The organism is Pseudomonas marincola (assembly GCF_900116605.1).
In the GTDB taxonomy this organism is placed as follows: domain Bacteria; phylum Pseudomonadota; class Gammaproteobacteria; order Pseudomonadales; family Pseudomonadaceae; genus Aquipseudomonas; species Aquipseudomonas marincola.
This window is the reverse complement of sequence record NZ_FPBC01000001.1, coordinates 493,063-512,060: the sequence shown is the minus strand read 5'-3', so window position 1 is coordinate 512,060 and position 18,998 is coordinate 493,063. Positions and strand designations below refer to the sequence as shown.

Here is an 18,998-nt window from a genome sequence, read left to right as displayed (position 1 = left end):
TATCGAGGTACACCATGTCGGTGTTTACACACGTTGATTTCGACCAGCATCAGCACGTTGTCTACGGTCACGACAAGGCCAGCGGCCTGAAAGCTATTATTGCCATCCACAACACCAATCTTGGCCCCGCGCTTGGCGGCTGCCGGATGTGGCCGTATGCCGATGAAGAAGCAGCATTGCGTGATGTGTTGCGTTTGTCGCGCGGCATGACCTACAAATCGGCGATGGCCAACCTGCCGTTGGGTGGCGGCAAAGCCGTAATCATCGGTGATCCGCACACGGGCAAAAGCACCGCGCTGTTTCAGGCGATGGGCGACTTTGTCGAGAGCCTCGGCGGTCGCTATATCACCGCTGCTGACTCGGGCACTGGCGTTGCCGAAATGCAGATAATGGCCGAGCGTACCCGCCATGTTGCCGGCGCCAATGCGCGTGAGGCGATCGGAGGCGGTCAGCGCAGTGGCGATCCGTCACCAGCAACGGCTTACGGGGTTTTTTGCGGGATCAAGGTGGCTGTGCAGCAACGTCTGCAACGTGAAGATCTGCGTGGGCTCAAGGTGGCGATTCAGGGCGTCGGGCAAGTGGGCTTTACGCTGGCCAGGCACCTTAAAGAGGCTGGCGCCGAACTGTGGGTGACCGACATCGTCGAGGCCAATATGCGCCGCGCCGTTACTGAGCTGGGCGCGATTGCGGTCAGCGCTACGGATATCTACGGCCTTGATGTCGATGTGTTCGCTCCGTGCGCGATGGGTGGAATCATCAATCGTCAGGTGCTTGAGGCATTGCGCGCACCCATCATCGCCGGCGCTGCCAACAATCAGTTGGCCGATGCCTCCGTCGCAGAGGAGTTGCAGCTCAATAACGTGCTTTACGCGCCGGATTACGTGATTAACGCAGGCGGTATTATCGATATTTACTACGAGCGCAGTGGCGGTACTACTGAGCAATTAAAAGCGCATCTGGACGGTATCGGCGACACCCTTAAACAGGTCTTCGTACAGGCGCAGCAGCAGGGCAGAACCACCACTGCTGTGGCTGATGCCATCGCCGTGCAAAGATTCAGCGTTCGCTAAACGAGCCGCTGCAGCTTTAAACAGGCTGCAGCGTCAGGCTAACGCCGTGCAACTGATAGCCCAGCGTTTGATAAAAGCGCTGGGCATCGGCACGGTTGTTCCGGCTGGATAGCGCCAATTTGTAACAGCCCCAGTTGCGCGCTCGTTCAGCGGCTTTGTGTACCAAAGCCTGACCCACTCCCAAACCGCGCATATTGGCATCGACCACGACATCTTCAAGGATCGCCGAGCGGGCGAAGTTGTGGGCCAGATGCTCTATTAAATGCACGGTGCAGGTGCCCAACAGTTTGCCTTCGCGTTCGGCGACCAGCACTACACGGCCCTGATTCAGCTCGTTGAGGCGCATCACCAGAATGACGGGATCTGGCCTTGGCTCATCATCCCCCAACTGTTGGAGCAGTGAGGCGAGCGCATGGGCGTCGGTCGCGCAGGCTGCACGCACGCTGAAGTTGGCGAAGGGCGAGTCGGGGACAAGCTGGGCAATTGGCTGCGACATGCTGATTTCCTCCAGTGAGTATTCTCAGTATGGCAATTGTGTTGTGGCAGTGGCATGACAAAACGGTCGATCATGGTTAAGATGCCGGCCGTTGTTTGCAATACCTCGTCTCCTTAGTTCAATGGATAGAATAAACCCCTCCTAAGGGTTAGATACTGGTTCGACTCCAGTAGGGGACGCCATCTTTCAGGTGCATTGCTGCACGAAAAATGCAGCAATCACTGCCCGGCGCTTTTCTGCGCATCGTGATTATCATTTCCACAGTTCAGTATTCTGCGAAGCCTTTGCAGGCCTCGCAGGTATGTATTGCTGTGCGTTAGCGTGTGGAGCTGCTGTAGCGGCGAACGCCGGATTCCGAGAGGTCGGCGTGGGCGGCAATGCTGCCCGGCGCGGGGAAGGCGACCAGATGATCGGCTGCTACGCGGATGCCCACGTTTTCACCGGGCTGGTGATCGGCGTGGCTGGGGAAGATGGCTTCTAGCTGGCTGCCGGTATTCATTTGCAGGCGGTACAAGGTGGCTGCGCCGAGGAAGGTCTTGCCGATAATACGTGCCTGTAGCTGGCTGTCCGGGGCGTAGACAATATCGTCAGGGCGCAGCAATACATCGACTGCACTGCCCACTGGCCAGATATAGGCGCGGTTGCCGCCAATCACGCCCAGTTCGGTTTGCACTGTGTCCGGGGTGAGCAACTGGCCGCGAATGAAGTAGCCCTGGCCGATAAAACTCGCCACAAACGGCGTGTGCGGCTCGTGGTAAAGGTTGTAGGGCGTATCCCATTGTTCGAGTTTGCCGTTGTTGAAGACGCCAACGTGATCGCTAACCGCAAAGGCTTCTTCTTGATCATGGGTGACCAGAATGGCGCTGGTGCCGCGTGCCTTGAGGATCTCGCGAACTTCCTGGCTGAGGCGGCGGCGCAGTTCGCCATCGAGATTAGAGAACGGCTCGTCCAACAACAGCAGGCTTGGATCCGGTGCCAGGGCACGGGCCAGTGATACACGCTGTTGCTGGCCGCCAGACAACTCATGCGGATAGCGCTTGCTCAGGTGCGCAAGGTTGACCAGTTCGAGTAGCTCTTCAGTTCTGCGCGCACAGTCGGCGAGCTTGCGAATGCCGAATGCGACGTTCTCGGCGACGCTCAGGTGCGGGAACAGCGCGTAATCCTGAAACACCATGCCAATCCGGCGTTTTTCCGGGGCGAGGGTGAAACCCGGGCTGGAGATAACATCGCCTGCGAGCTGGATTTCGCCTGTATGAACCGGCTCAAAGCCTGCGATTGCGCGCAGGGTTGTGGTCTTGCCGCAGCCGGATGGGCCGAGCAGGCAGCCGATGTCACCGGCATTGAGGTGCAGGTTGAGATCTTGCACAACCTTGTGCTCGTGATAACCACAGCTCAGGTTGTGCAGGTTGAGCAGCAATGACTGGCTCATGCGTGGTGGTACGCCGGCTCTACGAGAAACTCCAGCAGCGCTTTTTGTGCGTGCAGGCGGTTCTCGGCCTGATCCCATGCCACGGAGCGCGGATCGTCGAGCAGGTCTTCGCTGATTTCCTCGCCACGGTGTGCCGGCAAGCAGTGCATGAACAGCACATCCTCGGCGGCCGCGTCGAGAAGCTCACGGGTCACTTGGTAAGGCTTGAAGCGCGCCATACGCTGCTCGGCTTCTTCTTCCTGCCCCATCGAGGCCCAGACGTCGGTGCTGACCAGATCCGCGCCGCGAACGGCTTCCATCGGGTCCTGAGTGACCAATACGCGATCGCCGTATTTGGCCAGCAACTCAGCGCTGGGCTCGTAGCCTTGCGGGCAGGCAACGCGCAGCTGGAAGTCGAATTGCTCGGCGGCCTCGATGTAGGAGTTGCACATATTGTTGCCGTCGCCGATCCAGGCCACGGTTTTGCCGGCAATGCTGCCGCGATGTTCGAAAAAGGTCTGCATGTCGGCCAGCAACTGGCACGGATGCAAGTCATCCGACAGGCCGTTGATTACCGGTACGCGTGAGTTGGCAGCAAACTCGGTGAGGGTGCTGTGGGCGAAGGTGCGGATCATCACCACGTCGAGCATGCGCGACATGACAATCGCCGCGTCGCCGATTGGCTCGCCACGGCCGAGTTGCGTATCACGCGGCGAAAGGAAGATCGCCTGGCCGCCGAGCTGGATCATGCCGGCTTCGAACGAGACGCGGGTGCGGGTCGAGGCTTTCTCGAAAATCATGCCCAGTACGCGGTTTTTCAAAGGCTCGAACAAGACGCCGCGATTGCGCAAGTCCTTCAGCTCCATGCCTCGGCGGATCAGGCTCACCAGCTCGGTTGGTGTGCAATCCATCATCGAGAGAAAGTGTCTTGCGCTCATAACTCACATACCTTTTTGCAACAGGGTGCAGGCTCATTGGGCCGGTGGTAATCCGGGAATAGCAGAGCCAGCAGCAGAAGGCCGCAGCGTGCGACGAAACGGGGAAAGGCGAAATCTTATAAGGAAATGGCGATCCGGCGCAAATTGTCGGCTTAAACCCTGCAATAAAGCGTGTTATAGCCCGCCGTTGGGCTGTTTTTGCCGGGCTTATAACCGCTGCAATCGGCTGGCCTGATAGAGGTCGATTCATGAGACGAACGCTGCTGGCGGCGAGGCCCTGCGCGCGGCATAGTTGTTGTAGTCGGTACTGAAACTGCCAGAATAAAAATCAGAGGCTTGGCCATGACCCATACCCAGCATCACCGTGCGTGCCATCTGTGCGAAGCGATATGCGGATTAACTATCGAAACTGCGCCCGCCGAAGACGGCTCCGAGCGCATTGTCTCAATCAAGGGTGATGCGCAGGACACCTTCAGTCGCGGCCATATCTGCCCAAAAGCAGTGGCCCTGCAGGATATCCAGAATGACCCTGATCGCTTGCACCGCCCCATGCGCCGCGTTGGCAGCGAGTGGCAGGCGATCGAATGGGATGAGGCGTTCACGCTGGTTGCTGAGCGCTTAAGCGAGATTCAGATGCGCTACGGCAAAAATGCTGTGGGCATTTATCAGGGCAACCCGAGCGTGCATAACTACGGGTTGATGACCCACAGCAACTATTTCCTTGGCCAGTTGAAAACCCGCAATCGGTTTTCGGCGACCTCGGTCGATCAACTGCCGCATCATCTCACCAGTTATCTGATGTACGGACACGGGCTGTTAATCCCGATTCCGGACATCGACAACACAGACTTCATGCTGATTCTGGGCGGCAACCCGCTGGCGTCGAACGGCAGCATTATGACCGTGCCGGACGTGGAGAAACGCCTCAAGGCGATCAAGACGCGTGGCGGCAAGTTTGTGGTAGTTGACCCGCGTCGCAGCGAGACCGCAGCAATTGCCGACCAGCATGTATTCGTCCGTCCCGGGCAGGATGCCGCCTTGCTGTTTGGCCTGCTGAACACCTTGTTCAGTGAAAACCTGACCCGTCAGAGCCACCTGCAAATTGCCGGCATCGATCAGGTGAAGACGGCGATTGCAGACTTCACCGCTGAAGCCATGAGTGTTCGTTGCGGCGTACCCGCGCAAACAATCCGCCAGTTGGCGCGCGACTTTGCCAGCGCTGAAAAGGCGGTGTGTTACGGGCGCATGGGCGTATCGACACAGGCATTCGGCACGTTGTGCCAGTGGTTGGTGCAACTGATCAATATGGTCACTGGCAACCTTGACTCGGTGGGCGGCGCGCTGTGCACCGAGCCGGCTGTCGATCTGGTTGCGGCCACTTCGGGCGGGCACTTCAACGTCTGGCAGAGCCGCGTGTCCGGTTTGCCCGAATACGGCGGCGAATTACCCGTGGCGGCGCTGGCAGAAGAAATGCTCACCGAAGGCGAAGGGCAGATTCGGGCGATGATCACTGTGGCCGGTAATCCGGTGTTGTCGACGCCTAACGGTCGGCAGATGGAACAGGCGCTGGACGGTCTGGAGTTTATGCTCAGCATCGATTTCTACATCAACGAAACCACGCGCTACGCCGACCTGATTCTGCCGCCAACCGGGCCGCTGGAGCATGATCATTACGACACCACTTTTAATATGTTCGCGGTGCGTAACGTCACCCGCTTCAATCAGCCGGTTTTGGCGAAACCGGCGGGCGCGTTGCACGACTGGGAAATATTCGTCGGCTTGGCCAAGGCTTTCGCCGAGAAGACCGACGCTCAGTTAAAGCCAACCATGGCGCCTTCGCAAATGATTGATATGGGGTTGCGGGCAGGGGCTTATGGCGACCGTTCCGCGCATAAACTATCGCTGCAAACCCTGGCCGATCATCCGCATGGGCTGGATCTGGGGCCGCTAAAACCGAATCTGGCGGGGCGCTTGAAAACCGCCGATAAACACATCAATGCAGCGCCAGAGGTCATTCTTGCCGACCTGCAACGTTTCGCCGCGGAGCCGGTGCCAGCCGAGAACCAGCTGTTGCTGATTGGCCGGCGCCATGTGCGCAGCAATAACTCCTGGATGCATAACTATCACCGGCTGGTGAAGGGCAAGCCGCGTCACCAACTATTGATGAACAGCGCAGACATGGCGGCGCGGGGATTGACTGATAACCAGCGCGTGCGAGTGCGTTCGCGCATCGGACAAATTGAGGTCGAGGTGGTCGCCAGTGAAGACATGATGCCGGGTGTTATCAGCCTGCCGCATGGCTGGGGACACGCGCGGCCCGGTGTGCAATTGGCCACTGCGACGGAGCAGCCGGGCGCCAGCGCCAATGACCTGACAGATGAGCGTCAGTTGGATAAGCTTTCAGGTAACGCGGCATTGAACGGTGTGCCGGTCGAGGTGGTGGCGGCCTGAGGGTGGCTGCCGTGGCGTTTTCAAAGCCGAGCATGGCGCTCGGTTTTTCGTTACAATGCAGCCACCGTGTCGACGTATGAGTCGAAAAGTTAAGACCTGAGGTGCCCAATGGATATCATCGAAACTATCAAAGAGCAGATCGCTAACAACACTGTTCTGCTTTACATGAAAGGCTCGCCGAATGCCCCGCAGTGCGGCTTCTCGTCGAAGGCTTCGCAGGTTGTGATGGCGTGCGGCGAGAAATTCGCTTACGTCGATATTCTGCAAAACCCGGAAATCCGCGCCAACCTGCCAAAGTACGCCAACTGGCCAACCTTCCCGCAACTGTGGGTTGGCGGCGAGCTGGTCGGCGGTAGCGACATCCTTGCCGAGATGTTTGATAAGGGCGAGCTGCAGACCCTGATCAAAGACGCCGTGCAAAAAGCTGAAGCCTAAGTTTTCCTCAGCAAGCTGAGTAACAAGTTACTCAGACAAAAACGGGAGCCAATGGCTCCCGTTTTTATTGCCGCGTATCCCAGCCCCGCCCGAAAACAGAACCCTGTACCCGGAGGATGGATAGCGACGCGCAGCAACGCAATCCGTCGGGCGATTGTGCAGGCACAAATGCCCCCGAGTGAATCCGGCAAATCGTCATGACGCAAACCGCGATGCGGATTCCATCCTCCGTCGAAAACCCAACACCCGGAGGATGGATAGCGTGCGCAGCAACGCAATCCGTCGGGCGATTGTGCAGGCGCAGATGCCGCCGAGTGAATCCGGCAAATCGTCATGACGCAAACCGCGATGCGGATTCCATCCCCCGCCGAATCAACCCCGGAGGATGGATAGCGGCGCGCAGCAACGCAATCCGTCAGGCGATTGTTCAGGAGCAGATACCTCCCGAGTGAATCCGACAAATCGCAATGACGGAAGCCGCGATGCGGATTCCATCCTCCGTCGAAAACCCAACACCCGGAGGATGGATAGCGGCGCGCAGCAACGCAATCCGTCGAGCGATTGTGCGGGCGCAGATGCCCCCGAGTGAACCCGGCAAATTGCAATGACGGAAGCCGCGACGCGGATTCCATCCTCCGTCGAAAACCCAACACCCGGAGGATGGATAGCGTGCGCAGCAACGCAATCCGTCGAGCGATTGTGCGGGCGCAGATGCCCCCGAGTGAACCCGATAAATTGCAATGAAGGAAGCCGCGAGGCGGATTCCATCCTCCGCCGAATCAATCCCGGAGGATGGATAGCGGCGCGTAGCAACGCAATCCGTCGGGCGATTGTGCAGGCGCAAATGCCGCCGAGTGAATCCGATAAATTGCAATGACGGAAGCCGCGATGCGGATTCCATCCTCCGTTGAAAATTCAACACCCGGAGGATGGATAGCGTGCGCAGCAACGCTATCCATCGGGCGATTGCACGGGCGCAGATGCAACCGAATCAATCCGCACATTCAGCCCAAACAAAAACAGGAGCCATTGGCTCCTGTTTTAACGTTGCTGACGATTTACTCGTCCATCTGCGACTGCAGGTAATTCTGCAAGCCCACTGCCTTGATCAGGCTCAGCTGAGTTTCCAGCCAGTCGATGTGTTCTTCTTCTGAGCAAAGAATATCTTCGAGCAATTCGCGGCTGGCGAAGTCACCAATGCTCTCGCAGTAGGCGATGGCATCTTTCAGGTCGCCATGGGCTTTGTGTTCGATCTTCAGGTCACACTCGAGCATTTCCTGAGTGTTTTCACCGATGAGAATCTTGCCCAGGTCTTGCAGGTTCGGCAGGCCTTCAAGAAACAGAATGCGCTTGATCAGCTTGTCTGCATGCTTCATCTCGTCGATGGATTCATGGTACTCGTGCTCACCAAGCTTCTTCAGACCCCAATCCTCGTACATGCGCGCATGCAGAAAGTACTGGTTGATCGCGACCAACTCGTTACCGAGGATCTTGTTCAGATGCTGGATGACTTTCTTGTCGCCTTTCATGTCCGGGCCTGCTGAGTGTCGAGGGAATTTGACTATCGATTTTGGCCCTGACTCTGCTAGCTGTCAAACCTAAGTATCTGAAAGTAAAGTGAAAATTAATCGCAATACGAATACTTTACTTCTGCATTAAAGCGCTAAGTATCTGAATTTCAGGCATAAAAAAACCGGACATGGCATCCGGTCTTTTTCACTGCATTCAATCAGGCGCTAATAAAATTTGCCGGAAAGGCCAAAGCGCTCTGGCTGCTGTGCATTTCACTCAGTGTTTCGCGAACGACTTTCTTGGCAAGGCATGCACATTTGCCGCACTGGCTGGCAACACCGGTGGCTTCACGGACATCACGGTAGCTGCAGCAGCCATCATAAATGGCTTCGCGGATCTTGCCGTCGGTGACACCTTCGCAGAGACAAACATACATAAGAAAGACTCGCTGCTAAGCAGTAGTAAGTGACCAAGATACTAATGCTAATGAGAATGCTTGTCAAAGACCGAATGCGAACGTTCTCATTTATAGAGCAAAACTCGATTAACGGTCGTGCGCTTATTACCTATTGCTTCGTCGCGGCTAGGGCATCGCACACCAAGCGGCACAAAAAGCGGTGGGCGAGGCCTAAAATCGAGGTGTATCATATTTCGTTCAAGTGACGCGGGCCGTGTCATTGTGCTGTCTTGCGATCATGCAAATTTAACGGCTCGCGGTTCACCTAATCATCCAAGGAGATATCGAATGAGCGTACTCGTAGGTAAGAAAGCCCCGGATTTCAACGTTGCAGCGGTACTGGGCAATGGCGAAATCGTTGAAGATTTCAGCCTGTCTACTGCGATCAAAGGCAAATATGGCCTGGTGTTTTTCTATCCTCTGGATTTCACCTTCGTATGCCCGTCCGAGCTGATCGCTCTGGATCACCGCATTCCTGAATTCAAAGCGCGCAACGTTGAAGTTGTTGGTGTGTCCATCGACTCCCACTTCACCCACAACGCATGGCGCAACACCCCAGTCGACAAGGGCGGCATCGGTCAGGTTTCTTACACCCTGGCAGCCGACATCAACCACGAAATCTGCAAGGCCTACGACGTTGAGTCCGAAGGCGGCGTAGCTTTCCGTGGCGCTTTCCTGATCGACCTGAACGGCGTTGTTCGCTCGCAGATTGTTAACGACCTGCCGCTGGGCCGTAACATGGACGAGCTGCTGCGTTTGGTTGACGCGCTGCAGTTCACCGAAGAGCACGGCGAAGTTTGCCCGGCTAACTGGAAGAAAGGTGACAAGGGCATGACTGCATCGCCAGAAGGCGTTGCTGCGTATCTGTCTGAGAACGCTTCCAACCTGTAAGCACTTCGACGCTGTCAGTACGCACGGGTAACAATACGTTGCCTTTGCTACTGCAATAAAAAACCGGCCTTGTGCCGGTTTTTTATTGCGCGACTGTTTTGTTTGAACGGCAGGGTATTGGTCGAGATCACGCGCAAAGCCAGCGCGATAAATTTTATAAAGCATTTGCGATGACAACACCCTTAAGGCTGGATCGGATGCCAATGTAAGCCCGTTGGTCGGTAATTCGCAGTGTTGTGCGCCCGGAAAATGCGTACAAATTAAGTTGTTGGGCTAGCCTCAGGTTGCGGTCGTTATGCCGATGTCATTTTGAACATGCGCTAAATCGCGGCCCGCATGGAGCAAACGCACTATGGATACCGACACAAGGAATCCCTGTGTAAGCCGTTTTATGTTGTTGCGCCAAGGCCCTAGTTGTCTAGTCGAATCAATTACTTTCATCGTGGTATCAGCACTACCCGTTGCCGCGTTCGCCGTCGATGAATGTGGCGCGGATGGCGCAGGTCAAAGCACTATCAGTTGCAGTGCGGGTCCGTATGCGTCGGGTATCAAGTACCAGGTCGCAGATGGCCTGACCCTTATTCTGGATGATGCTGGCATCATCGTGGGTGAGGGCGGTGTATCCCTCGAGGCTGATGCCACCTCAACCGGTAATCTCAGCATTGAAGCGCGCAATTTTGCACCGTTTGTCACCACCGTAGATGGCACAGGCCTCGTTGCCATCAAACGGGGAACGGGTGATGTGTCGGTCACGGTGACGGGGGGCAGTGTCGCGATTACAGGTCCGACGCAATCACAGGCTCATGCCGTGTTCGCCCGAAATTTGGGCCAGGGCAATGCATCGGTGGAAGTAGCTGGCGGCACATTAACCACGGAAGGCAACAGTTCATTCGGCGCCTATGCACGGACAGATAATGCCAATGCAGGGTTAGCCTCAGCCCTGATGAGCGGTGGCTCAATTGAGACCACAGGAAGCAGCGCCTCGAGTGGTGTTGTCGCAGAAGCAGCGGGCACTGGGGGCGGTGCGGTCGCAACCATGACCGGTGGCTCAATTTTGGTACGAGGAAACAGTGCCAGTGGCCTCGAAACAATCGTAGGCAACGGACAAAGTATCGCGGATGCGATTACCACTTTTTCGGGCGGTAAAATTGAAGCGCAGGGCAATTCGAACGGTGTGTCTGCACGTAACTCCGGTACGGGCTCAGCAACTATTCATATTACCGGTGGCCAGATATCCGCGACTGAAGGCAATGTTGTCAGACTCGCAATGATTAATACCAATACCGTGGGTACTGGCAACGTCGTGATTGATGACGGTGAGTTGATTGGGGAAAGGGGTGGCGTTTTGTCGGTCAAGTCAGGGCCTGGTGACGTTGCTATCACCCTTAATGGAGGTTCGATCCGGACTACATTCGCGGGTAATGCTCCCGGTATTTTCACTCGTTCCGACCGACAAGCTGGCGGAAATGATGGCAGTCTGATCATCAATATCAATGGCGGCACCATCGATACGGTGGGCAGCTCGGCTTTTGGCGCAGAAGCGCTGGCCGGCAGCAGAACCTCGACTTTTATCAATATGAGAGGAGGAGCCGTCACGACTGAAGGACGCGGTGCGACTGGACTTTTGGCGACCCACGGTAGCCAGACCGATGTGACCGGTTCTGCAAACATTTTGATGAGCGGCGGAAGCGTTACAACCAAGGACAGGGGGGCAGATGCGATTCTCGCCAGTCACGGTGGAACCGGCACAGTAGGCGCGGCCACTGCAATAATCACTGACGGTGTTATTAGCACCGCGGGCTTGGGCTCCAATGGTGTGTCTACCTTAATTACTTCCGCTTCCAACGGCAGCGCAGCCGAGTCGCGTATTGAAGGTGGCACTGTGCAAACTACCGGGCAACGGTCGGCGGGCGCTCGGGCAGTCAACCGAGGCGCGGGAGCGGCAATATCCGGATTGTATGGCGGTACGCTGACCACCGCGGACAGCACCGCCCACGGCGTAATAGCAACAACGGAGGGCGCGGGTGCCGCAACCGCCAATCTCGCTGGCGGTACTGCAACCACTCAAGGAAGCTCCGCGTATGGCGTGGCCGCAGAAGTCAGTAATGCAGCCTCCAGCGCTGCCGCAACTGTAAATGCAACCGGTGGCACCTTAAATACCTCGGGGGCGCTCGCACATGGTTTGTTTGCTACCAACGCGGGCTCTGGAAATGCGGTTGTCAGTAACCAAACCACAATCACTACCAGCGGAGGCAACGCTGATGCACTGCGGGCTGAGGTGACGGGTACTGGGCGCTATTCGGTGTCCGCAACCGGAGGCCTGGCAACGGGTGGCAGTGCAGGTGGTGCCGGTATTCGTGGCGTCGCGGCGGCGGGCGGTAATATCGATATTGCTCAAGCAGCTGTCATAGATGGTTCAGCAGGTGCAGCCGGTATTGTCGCTGAAGGAGGCGCGGCCACCATCACCACATCGGGCACTATTCGTAATGGTATTACCACGGCTGCCGGGGCTGATGTTCTCAACTGGAATGCGGGCGCTATCGACTCGACCATAAACATGGGTGATGGCTCAGACACCGCATTGGTTGCTGCGGCTGCCGACATGTCGGGCCTGCTGGTGGCCAACGGTGGCGATGATCTCAGCATTGCCGATGGCGCTGAAGATGAGCTGAAATTTCTAGCTGGCACGCGCGTGGTAGACGGTAGCTTGCTGACCAACTGGGAGCGGGTCCGGCTAGTGAGTGGCAGCAATTTAGCGCTTTCAGGCACGCTGGCAACCGGTACTGGCGCAGGACTTGGTGCGGACGGTTTGGGCTTGTGGATCGAGGATGGTTCGACGCTGCGCTTGGCCTCCACGCTGGCCACGGTGATGGGCGACGTCACCAATTTAGGCACCATCGACCTGCAGAACAGCTCTGCCAACAACGTGTTGACCGTGACCAACAATTATCGCGCCGGCTCAGATTTGTTGATTGATACCGTGCTCGGCAATGACAACTCGGCCACCGATAAGTTGGTAGTCAATGGCAGCACTGCCGGCAATACCACGCTAACCGTCAACAACCTCGGCGGGCGAGGCGCGCTAACCACCAACGGTATTCAAGTGGTGCAGGTTGATGGCGCATCGAACGGCGGTTTTCTGTTGAAGGGAGACTTCGTTACCCCGGACAATCAACAGGCCGTTGTGGGCGGCGCTTATGCATATACCCTGCATAAAAATAGCCCGGCCGATCCGGCAGACGGAGACTGGTATTTGACTTCGCAGCGGCGTCCCGCGACGCCGATAACGCCTACGTTACCGCCTGCGCCAAATAATCCAACAGCTCCAGGCACCCCGACTGACCCGGGCTCGCCGACCAGTCCAGTTACCCCGCCGGCGCCGTCGGAGCCTGCACCCGTTGAGAATCTTGGGCCGCGTTACAGCCCTGGCGTGCCCTTGTATGAGCAATACGCTCAGGCGCTTTTGGGGTTGGCAACATTGCCCACCATGCAGCAGCGAATTGGTAACCGTTATTGGCCGGTGGCGATTAATCAAAGTGAACTGGCTGTTAATACTGAAGGCCTTGAGGCAGAAGAGCCGAGCATTGAAGACGGTGCCAGTTGGATTCGCGTAGAAGGCAGTCATCGGCGCGATCACTACAACGTGTCCACCGCTAAAGCCAACACCGAAAGCCATAACTGGATGGCGCAAGCGGGCATCGATGCACTGCTGAAAGAGCGTGATGATGGCAGCAAGTTATTCGGCGGTCTGACCGCTCACTACGGCGGCTCGCGGACTGACGTCGATGCTTTGGATGGCGATGGCAACATTAATATTCGCGGCTATGGCGCCGGATTAACGCTGACCTGGTTAAAAGAGAACGGTTTCTATGTCGACGGGCAGGCGGCCGTTACCTGGTTCGATTCTGACCTGGACTCGGATACCGCCGAGCGAACATTAACCAGTGATAACGATGGCAAAGGTTACGCGGTGTCGATTGAGAGCGGTAAGAAATACGTGGTCGACAACGAGACAACCCTGACCCCGCAGGCGCAATTGATTTACTCGCAGGTGGACTTCGACAGTTTCGACGACACTTTTGGCGCTGACGTGTCGATGGATGATGCCGACAGTTTGGAAGCCCGCGTGGGAATCTCGGTCGACCGGAATGCCGCCTGGAAGGACGATGCCGATAAACTCCGCCGCAGCCATGTGTACGGTATTACCAACCTGTACTACGAGTTCTTGGACGGCACCCAAGTCGATGTTGCTGATGTCAAATTCAACAACCGGGCCGCGCGCATGCGGGCCGATGTAGGCGTGGGCGGCAGCTACAACTGGAACGATGACAAGTTGTCGCTGTATGGCGAGGTCTCGGTAGACACCAGCTTGAATAACTTCGGCGACAGCACCGGCGTTAATGGCACGGTGGGTTTACGCGTGAAGTTCTAAGGTATGGACATAAAAAAAACCGGCGCAAAGCCGGTTTTTTTATGCACGCGTAAGGGCCTCAGACTAGTCGTCGAAGTCCATCCAACCGCCCATTTCCTTCCAGCGATTGACGATGCCGCAAAACAGCTCGGCAGTTTTTTCGGTGTCGTAGCGCGCTGAGTGCGCCTCGCGACCGTCAAACTCGATTGCTGCTGCCTGACAAGCTTTGGCCAATACGGTTTGGCCATACGCCAGACCGGCCAGTGTGGCAGTGTCGAAGCTTGAGAACGGATGGAACGGGTTGCGTTTGATACCGGTACGCGCGACGGCCGCGTTGAGAAAGCCCAAGTCGAAGCTGCTGTTGTGTCCCACCAGAATGGCGCGTTTGCAGCCGTTGGCTTTCAGCGACTTGCGCAGGCCACGGAAGATCTCGGTGAGCGCGTGCTCTTCAGTCACGGCCATGCGCAGCGGATGATCAAGCTTGATGCCGGTGAACTCCAGCGCCGCCTGTTCGATGTTGGCGCCTTCGAACGGTTCAATCCGGAAAAAGTGGGTGTGATCCGGATAGAGAAAGCCTTGTTCGTCCATTGCAACGGTGGTCGCCGCAATCTCCAGCAAGGCGTCGGTGGCGCTATTGAAGCCACCGGTCTCAACATCCACCACTACCGGCAGGTAACCACGAAAGCGTGCCGCCATCGGGTGACGCGGGCCGCTTGGGCCGGTGTCTTCCTGTTCGTCGTCGTACTGATCTTCACTCACTCGGTTGCCTCCAGCAGGCGCCAGTTAAGGGTTTCGCCCGCTCGCAGGGGAATTACGCTGTTGTCGCCCAGCGGCAAGGTGGCAGGGGCTTGCCAAGGCTCGCGAACCAGGGTGATGGTGTCGGTGTTACGCGGTAAACCGTAGAAGTCCGGGCCATTCTGGCTGGCGAATGCTTCAAGTTTGTGTAGGGCGTTGCGCTGCTCGAATGCCTCGGCATACAACTCGATTGCAGCATAGGCGGTGTAGCAGCCCGCGCAACCACAAGAGGTTTCCTTGGCTTGCTGGGTGTGCGGCGCAGAATCCGTGCCGAGGAAGAATTTGGTGCTGTCGCTCGTGGCCGCGTCCAGCAGGGCTTCCTGGTGTACGTTGCGCTTAAGAATCGGCAGGCAATAGAAGTGCGGACGAATCCCGCCAACCAGCATGTGGTTGCGGTTATACAGCAGGTGGTGAGCGGTGATGGTCGCGCCAACGTTGGCCGGAGCGGCTTTGACGAACTCGACTGCATCGCGTGTGGTGATGTGCTCGAACACCACTTTAAGTGTCGGGAAGCGCTCGACAACGCGGCTCAGGTGCTCATCAATAAAGACTTTTTCGCGGTCGAAGACATCGATCTCACCACGCGTCACTTCACCGTGAACCAGAAGCGGCAGGCCAACCTCGGCCATGGCTTCAAGCGTCGGGAAAATCTTGTCGACGCTGGTCACGCCAGAGTCCGAGTTAGTCGTGGCACCAGCCGGATACAGCTTGGCCGCATGGATAAAACCACTGGCCTTGGCCGCGCGCACATCGGCAGGGCTGGTCAGGTCGGTGAGGTACAGCACCATCAGGGGCTCGAAGCGGCTATCGGCCGGACGTGCAGCCAGAATGCGCTGACGGTAGGCGTCGGCTTGCTCGGTGTTGCGCACCGGCGGCACCAGGTTTGGCATGATGATGGCGCGGGCAAACGTACGCGCGGCATCAGCCACCGTGTGGTTCAACACAGCGCCATCGCGCAGGTGAATATGCCAGTCGTCAGGACGCAGCAGAGTAAGGCGGTCAGTCATGGAGGTATCCAGGCGGGTATAACATGGCACGAATGCTACCGGAAAAGCCTATGCAGGGCACGCAGGGCGGGCGACTAAAGCCGATATGGATCAGCATTTAGTACATTTCAGAGCCATCTGAGCGTCTTTGTTCATGGCTTTACCGGCTAACGAGGCCAAAGTTACCAGCGTTTGCGGTTTAAAGTTTTGCGTTGCAGGGCCGACAGTACAGGCAACTTTGTCTGTCATTGTGGAACTTAACGTGCCCCGGTCGCGACTTGCTCTCTGCTGTTTATTACTCAACCTGCCACTCGTCGCGAGTGCCTGGGGCGTGAGTTTTCAAACGCGCCTGGAAAAGGCCGAGTGGACAGTTAGTGGTGATCAGTTCGAGTGTCGCCTGAGCCAGCCGGTGACTGGTTTTGGCAGTGGCGAATTTGTGCGCCGGGCGGGTGAGCGCGCGGTGTTTCGCTTGCATTCGGCGCAAAATAGCCTGAGCGCTGGCTCGGCCACCCTGATTGCCGCCGCCGCGCCCTGGCAGCCAGGTCGTGGCGATATCAATCTGGGGGCGGTGCGTACGACCGGCGGGGCTACGCCATTCAATGCATCGTTCAATCAGAGTGGGCGACTGCTCGCCGGCTTGCTCGAAGGGCGGAGCCCGCTGGTGCGCTACAGCGCGCGCGGTGGTGAGTCGCTTGAAGTGCGTTTGCTGCCGGTGCGTTTCAGTCAGGCCTACGATAAATATTTGGACTGCGCGGCCAAGTTGCTGCCGGAAAACTTTGATCAGCTCAGGCAGAGCCGCATCGGTTTTCCCGGCGGTGGCGTGGATCTGGATCCGGCAGGCCAGGCCAGGCTGGATGCACTGCTGGCCTACCTCAAGGCCGATCCGAGCATCAATCATCTGCTGATTGAGGGCCATGCCGACAACAGTGGTTCGCGCCTGACCAATCGCGATCTCTCAAGACGCCGCGCAGAGGCGGTGGTCAACTATCTCAAGGCGCATGGCGTAGCAGACGATCAACTGACCATGCGCTTTCACGGTGAACGTTATCCGCTGGTGCCGAATACCAACAATGCCAATCGGGCGAAAAACCGCCGGGTGGCGATCCAGCTTGAGCGCCTGCCGCAAACCCCGGATAAACCTGCTGAAAGTAGCGAAACCAAAGCATTGGCCACCGCTTCCTGAGCTGTGACGGATGGTCGCTCCGATGAAAGGTATTGTCGCTTGTTGATCAGAAGCTGTCGCGCCACTGTAAATTCACGCTAAGGGTCAGTAGAATAGGCGGTTTTCCGTACAACCCCGTGGAGTTGATGGCATGGCCGATGTAAACAAGGTGGTTCTGGCTTATTCTGGTGGCCTGGACACTTCAGTAATTCTCAAGTGGCTGCAAGATACGTACAACTGCGAAGTGGTGACTTTCACTGCAGATCTTGGCCAGGGAGAAGAAGTCGAGCCTGCCCGTGCTAAAGCCCAGGCCATGGGCGTCAAAGAGATTTATATCGACGATCTGCGCGAAGAATTTGTGCGCGATTTCGTGTTCCCAATGTTCCGTGCTAACACCGTTTACGAAGGCGAATACCTGCTGGGTACTTCGATCGCGCGTCCGCTGATTGCCAAACGTCTGATCGAAATTGCCAACGAGACGGGTGCCGATGCGATCTCCCACGGCGCAACCGGTAAAGGCAACGATCAGGTTCGTTTTGAGCTGGGCGCTTATGCACTCAAGCCGGGCGTTAAAGTGATTGCACCATGGCGTGAGTGGGACTTGATGTCCCGCGAAAAACTGATGGATTACGCTGAAAAGCATGCCATCCCAATCGAGCGTCACGGCAAGAAAAAATCCCCGTACTCGATGGATGCCAACCTGCTGCACATCTCCTATGAAGGCGGCGTGCTGGAAGACACCTGGACCGAGCACGAAGAAGACATGTGGCGTTGGACTGTCTCCCCGGAGAACGCGCCTGACACCCCGCAGTATCTGGAACTGACTTACCGCAAAGGCGATATCGTCGCCATCGACGGTAAAGAAATGACCCCGGCTACTGTGCTGGCTGAACTGAACCGCATTGGTGGTGAGCACGGTATCGGCCGTCTCGACATCGTTGAGAACCGTTTCGTCGGCATGAAGTCGCGTGGCTGCTACGAGACCCCGGGCGGCACCATCATGCTCAAGGGCCACCGCGCCATTGAGTCGATCACCCTGGACCGTGAAGTCGCTCACCTCAAAGACGAGTTGATGCCTAAGTACGCCAGCCTGATCTACAACGGTTTCTGGTGGAGCCCAGAGCGCACCATGCTGCAGCAAATGATTGATGCTTCGCAGGCTAACGTTAATGGCGTGGTCCGCATGAAGCTGTACAAAGGCAACGTGATCATTGTTGGCCGTAAGTCTGACGAATCGCTGTTTGATGCCAACATCGCGACCTTCGAAGAAGATGGCGGTGCATACAACCAGCAGGACGCAGCAGGTTTCATCAAGCTCAATGCACTGCGCATGCGCATTGCCGCGAACAAGGGCCGCAAGCTGATCTGATTTATTAGTCGCTTGTCCCTTTGGCCCCGCACGGCTCTGATCGTGCGGGGTTTTTTATTGCCTTCAATCCGTTATTTTCGCTGCATGCATTGCCTTTATTGGCACCAATAATCGGCTCGACTGGCCAAGGCAAAGGTTGCCAGCCACACTCAAAGCTCGGACAGGTTTGCTGCGAGCGCCAAAGCTCCGGTATTTCTATGTACTCAGAAAAGGAAGTGAAAATGCGTAAGGTATTACTGTTAGCAAGTTTGAGTCTGGTTTGCTTAAGCGCTCAGGCGGGCGTGATTGACCCGGATTGCACAGCAGAGAAAGCCGCAAAAAGCGCTGCCATGAAGGCAACCGTTGGAGTGGGCGGGCGCTGTGACGCGAAAGAGGCCGCCGCAGACTCCATGGGTCTGGATGACAAGAAAGACGCAGTTGATGATGCCAAGGACAATATCGGCGACGCCAAAGACGACGCGGGCCGTAAAGCGCTGAAAAAAGCCATCAACTAAACCGCTGCATATCGCCCGGCAGTGTCTCTCCAAAAGCTGCCGGGCGATGACTGCTGCAGGCTGAGCTGTTGCTGTTAATCGGCATGTCGAGTGTGGGCTCGACGTGGCAAGGTTCGGCTAATC

General features: G+C 57.0%; 15 protein-coding genes and 1 tRNA gene. 9 read left to right on the top strand and 7 right to left on the bottom strand.

Going from position 1 to position 18,998, the window contains the following annotated elements:
* Positions 1-14: 14 nt before the first annotated feature.
* Positions 15-1,070, top strand: coding sequence for a Glu/Leu/Phe/Val dehydrogenase dimerization domain-containing protein (locus tag BM395_RS02460; RefSeq protein ID WP_090508754.1), 1,056 nt, complete (start codon positions 15-17; stop codon positions 1,068-1,070).
* Positions 1,071-1,086: 16 nt separating this feature from the next.
* Here BM395_RS02460 and BM395_RS02455 read toward each other — a convergent pair whose 3' ends face one another.
* Positions 1,087-1,566 carry a GNAT family N-acetyltransferase gene (locus BM395_RS02455; protein ID WP_090508753.1) on the bottom strand — a complete coding sequence of 160 codons (480 nt, stop codon included), beginning with the start codon at positions 1,564-1,566 and terminating at the stop codon, positions 1,087-1,089.
* Between the two features lie 107 nt (positions 1,567-1,673).
* Between BM395_RS02455 and BM395_RS02450 the strand changes: the two genes are divergently transcribed.
* Positions 1,674-1,748, top strand: a tRNA-Arg gene (locus tag BM395_RS02450).
* Between the two features lie 134 nt (positions 1,749-1,882).
* On the opposite strand, the gene BM395_RS02445 is transcribed toward BM395_RS02450, so the two are convergent.
* The gene (locus BM395_RS02445) at positions 1,883-2,995 is read right to left on the bottom strand and encodes an ABC transporter ATP-binding protein (RefSeq protein ID WP_069899357.1); all 1,113 of its coding nucleotides are present in this window, start codon (positions 2,993-2,995) and stop codon (positions 1,883-1,885) included.
* Positions 2,992-3,912: an ornithine carbamoyltransferase gene (argF, locus tag BM395_RS02440; protein WP_069899356.1), complete on the bottom strand. Its 921-nt coding sequence runs from the start codon at positions 3,910-3,912 to the stop codon at positions 2,992-2,994. Before argF ends, BM395_RS02445 begins: the two co-directional genes overlap by 4 nt.
* A gap of 342 nt (positions 3,913-4,254) precedes the next feature.
* On the opposite strand from argF, the gene BM395_RS02435 reads away from it, so the two are divergent.
* Complete coding sequence (locus BM395_RS02435) at positions 4,255-6,363, top strand: molybdopterin oxidoreductase family protein (protein WP_090508752.1); 2,109 nt, start codon at positions 4,255-4,257, stop codon at positions 6,361-6,363.
* 108 nt (positions 6,364-6,471) lie between these two features.
* Entirely contained in the window at positions 6,472-6,798 is a 327-nt protein-coding gene (grxD, locus tag BM395_RS02430) for a Grx4 family monothiol glutaredoxin (RefSeq protein ID WP_069899354.1), read from the top strand.
* Positions 6,799-7,856: 1,058 nt separating this feature from the next.
* On the opposite strand, the gene bfr is transcribed toward grxD, so the two are convergent.
* Both bfr and BM395_RS02420 read right to left on the bottom strand, forming a co-directional pair.
* Positions 7,857-8,327 (bottom strand): bacterioferritin, encoded by a 471-nt coding sequence (bfr, locus tag BM395_RS02425; RefSeq protein WP_069899353.1) that lies wholly within the window; start codon positions 8,325-8,327, stop codon positions 7,857-7,859.
* 200 nt (positions 8,328-8,527) lie between these two features.
* Positions 8,528-8,746, bottom strand: a complete 219-nt coding sequence (locus BM395_RS02420) for a bacterioferritin-associated ferredoxin (RefSeq protein WP_090508751.1) — start codon at positions 8,744-8,746, stop codon at positions 8,528-8,530.
* A 309-nt stretch (positions 8,747-9,055) separates the two neighbouring features.
* On the opposite strand from BM395_RS02420, the gene BM395_RS02410 reads away from it, so the two are divergent.
* Together BM395_RS02410 and BM395_RS02405 are read left to right on the top strand one after the other, a co-directional pair.
* On the top strand, positions 9,056-9,658 hold the full coding sequence (locus BM395_RS02410) for a peroxiredoxin (RefSeq protein WP_069899350.1): 603 nt from the start codon (positions 9,056-9,058) through the stop codon (positions 9,656-9,658).
* 442 nt (positions 9,659-10,100) lie between these two features.
* Entirely contained in the window at positions 10,101-14,090 is a 3,990-nt protein-coding gene (locus BM395_RS02405) for an autotransporter outer membrane beta-barrel domain-containing protein (RefSeq protein ID WP_170860532.1), read from the top strand.
* 63 nt (positions 14,091-14,153) lie between these two features.
* Here BM395_RS02405 and rnt read toward each other — a convergent pair whose 3' ends face one another.
* Complete coding sequence (rnt, locus tag BM395_RS02400; RefSeq protein WP_069899348.1) at positions 14,154-14,828, bottom strand: ribonuclease T; 675 nt, start codon at positions 14,826-14,828, stop codon at positions 14,154-14,156.
* Positions 14,825-15,871 (bottom strand): dihydroorotase, encoded by a 1,047-nt coding sequence (pyrC, locus tag BM395_RS02395; protein WP_090508748.1) that lies wholly within the window; start codon positions 15,869-15,871, stop codon positions 14,825-14,827. Before pyrC ends, rnt begins: the two co-directional genes overlap by 4 nt.
* Positions 15,872-16,112: 241 nt before the next feature.
* Between pyrC and BM395_RS02390 the strand changes: the two genes are divergently transcribed.
* The 3 genes from BM395_RS02390 to BM395_RS02380 all read left to right on the top strand — a co-directional run bounded on the left by BM395_RS02390 (position 16,113) and on the right by BM395_RS02380 (position 18,875).
* The gene (locus BM395_RS02390) at positions 16,113-17,033 is read left to right on the top strand and encodes a flagellar protein MotY (RefSeq protein ID WP_170860531.1); all 921 of its coding nucleotides are present in this window, start codon (positions 16,113-16,115) and stop codon (positions 17,031-17,033) included.
* A gap of 130 nt (positions 17,034-17,163) precedes the next feature.
* A complete protein-coding gene (locus BM395_RS02385) occupies positions 17,164-18,381 on the top strand; it encodes an argininosuccinate synthase (RefSeq protein ID WP_090508746.1) in 1,218 nt (405 codons plus the stop codon).
* A gap of 221 nt (positions 18,382-18,602) precedes the next feature.
* Positions 18,603-18,875, top strand: coding sequence for a hypothetical protein (locus BM395_RS02380; RefSeq protein WP_069899345.1), 273 nt, complete (start codon positions 18,603-18,605; stop codon positions 18,873-18,875).
* Positions 18,876-18,998: the final 123 nt, after the last annotated feature.

Bases quoted from the DNA above. Each gene is read 5' to 3' on its own strand.
- BM395_RS02460 (WP_090508754.1), top strand. From the start codon at position 15: ATGTCGGTGTTTACACACGTTGATTTCGACCAGCATCAGCACGTTGTC.
- BM395_RS02455 (WP_090508753.1), bottom strand. From the start codon at position 1,566: ATGTCGCAGCCAATTGCCCAGCTTGTCCCCGACTCGCCCTTCGCCAAC.
- BM395_RS02445 (WP_069899357.1), bottom strand. From the start codon at position 2,995: ATGAGCCAGTCATTGCTGCTCAACCTGCACAACCTGAGCTGTGGTTAT.
- argF (WP_069899356.1), bottom strand. From the start codon at position 3,912: ATGAGCGCAAGACACTTTCTCTCGATGATGGATTGCACACCAACCGAG.
- BM395_RS02435 (WP_090508752.1), top strand. From the start codon at position 4,255: ATGACCCATACCCAGCATCACCGTGCGTGCCATCTGTGCGAAGCGATA.
- grxD (WP_069899354.1), top strand. From the start codon at position 6,472: ATGGATATCATCGAAACTATCAAAGAGCAGATCGCTAACAACACTGTT.
- bfr (WP_069899353.1), bottom strand. From the start codon at position 8,327: ATGAAAGGCGACAAGAAAGTCATCCAGCATCTGAACAAGATCCTCGGT.
- BM395_RS02420 (WP_090508751.1), bottom strand. From the start codon at position 8,746: ATGTATGTTTGTCTCTGCGAAGGTGTCACCGACGGCAAGATCCGCGAA.
- BM395_RS02410 (WP_069899350.1), top strand. From the start codon at position 9,056: ATGAGCGTACTCGTAGGTAAGAAAGCCCCGGATTTCAACGTTGCAGCG.
- pyrC (WP_090508748.1), bottom strand. From the start codon at position 15,871: ATGACTGACCGCCTTACTCTGCTGCGTCCTGACGACTGGCATATTCAC.
- BM395_RS02385 (WP_090508746.1), top strand. From the start codon at position 17,164: ATGGCCGATGTAAACAAGGTGGTTCTGGCTTATTCTGGTGGCCTGGAC.
- BM395_RS02380 (WP_069899345.1), top strand. From the start codon at position 18,603: ATGCGTAAGGTATTACTGTTAGCAAGTTTGAGTCTGGTTTGCTTAAGC.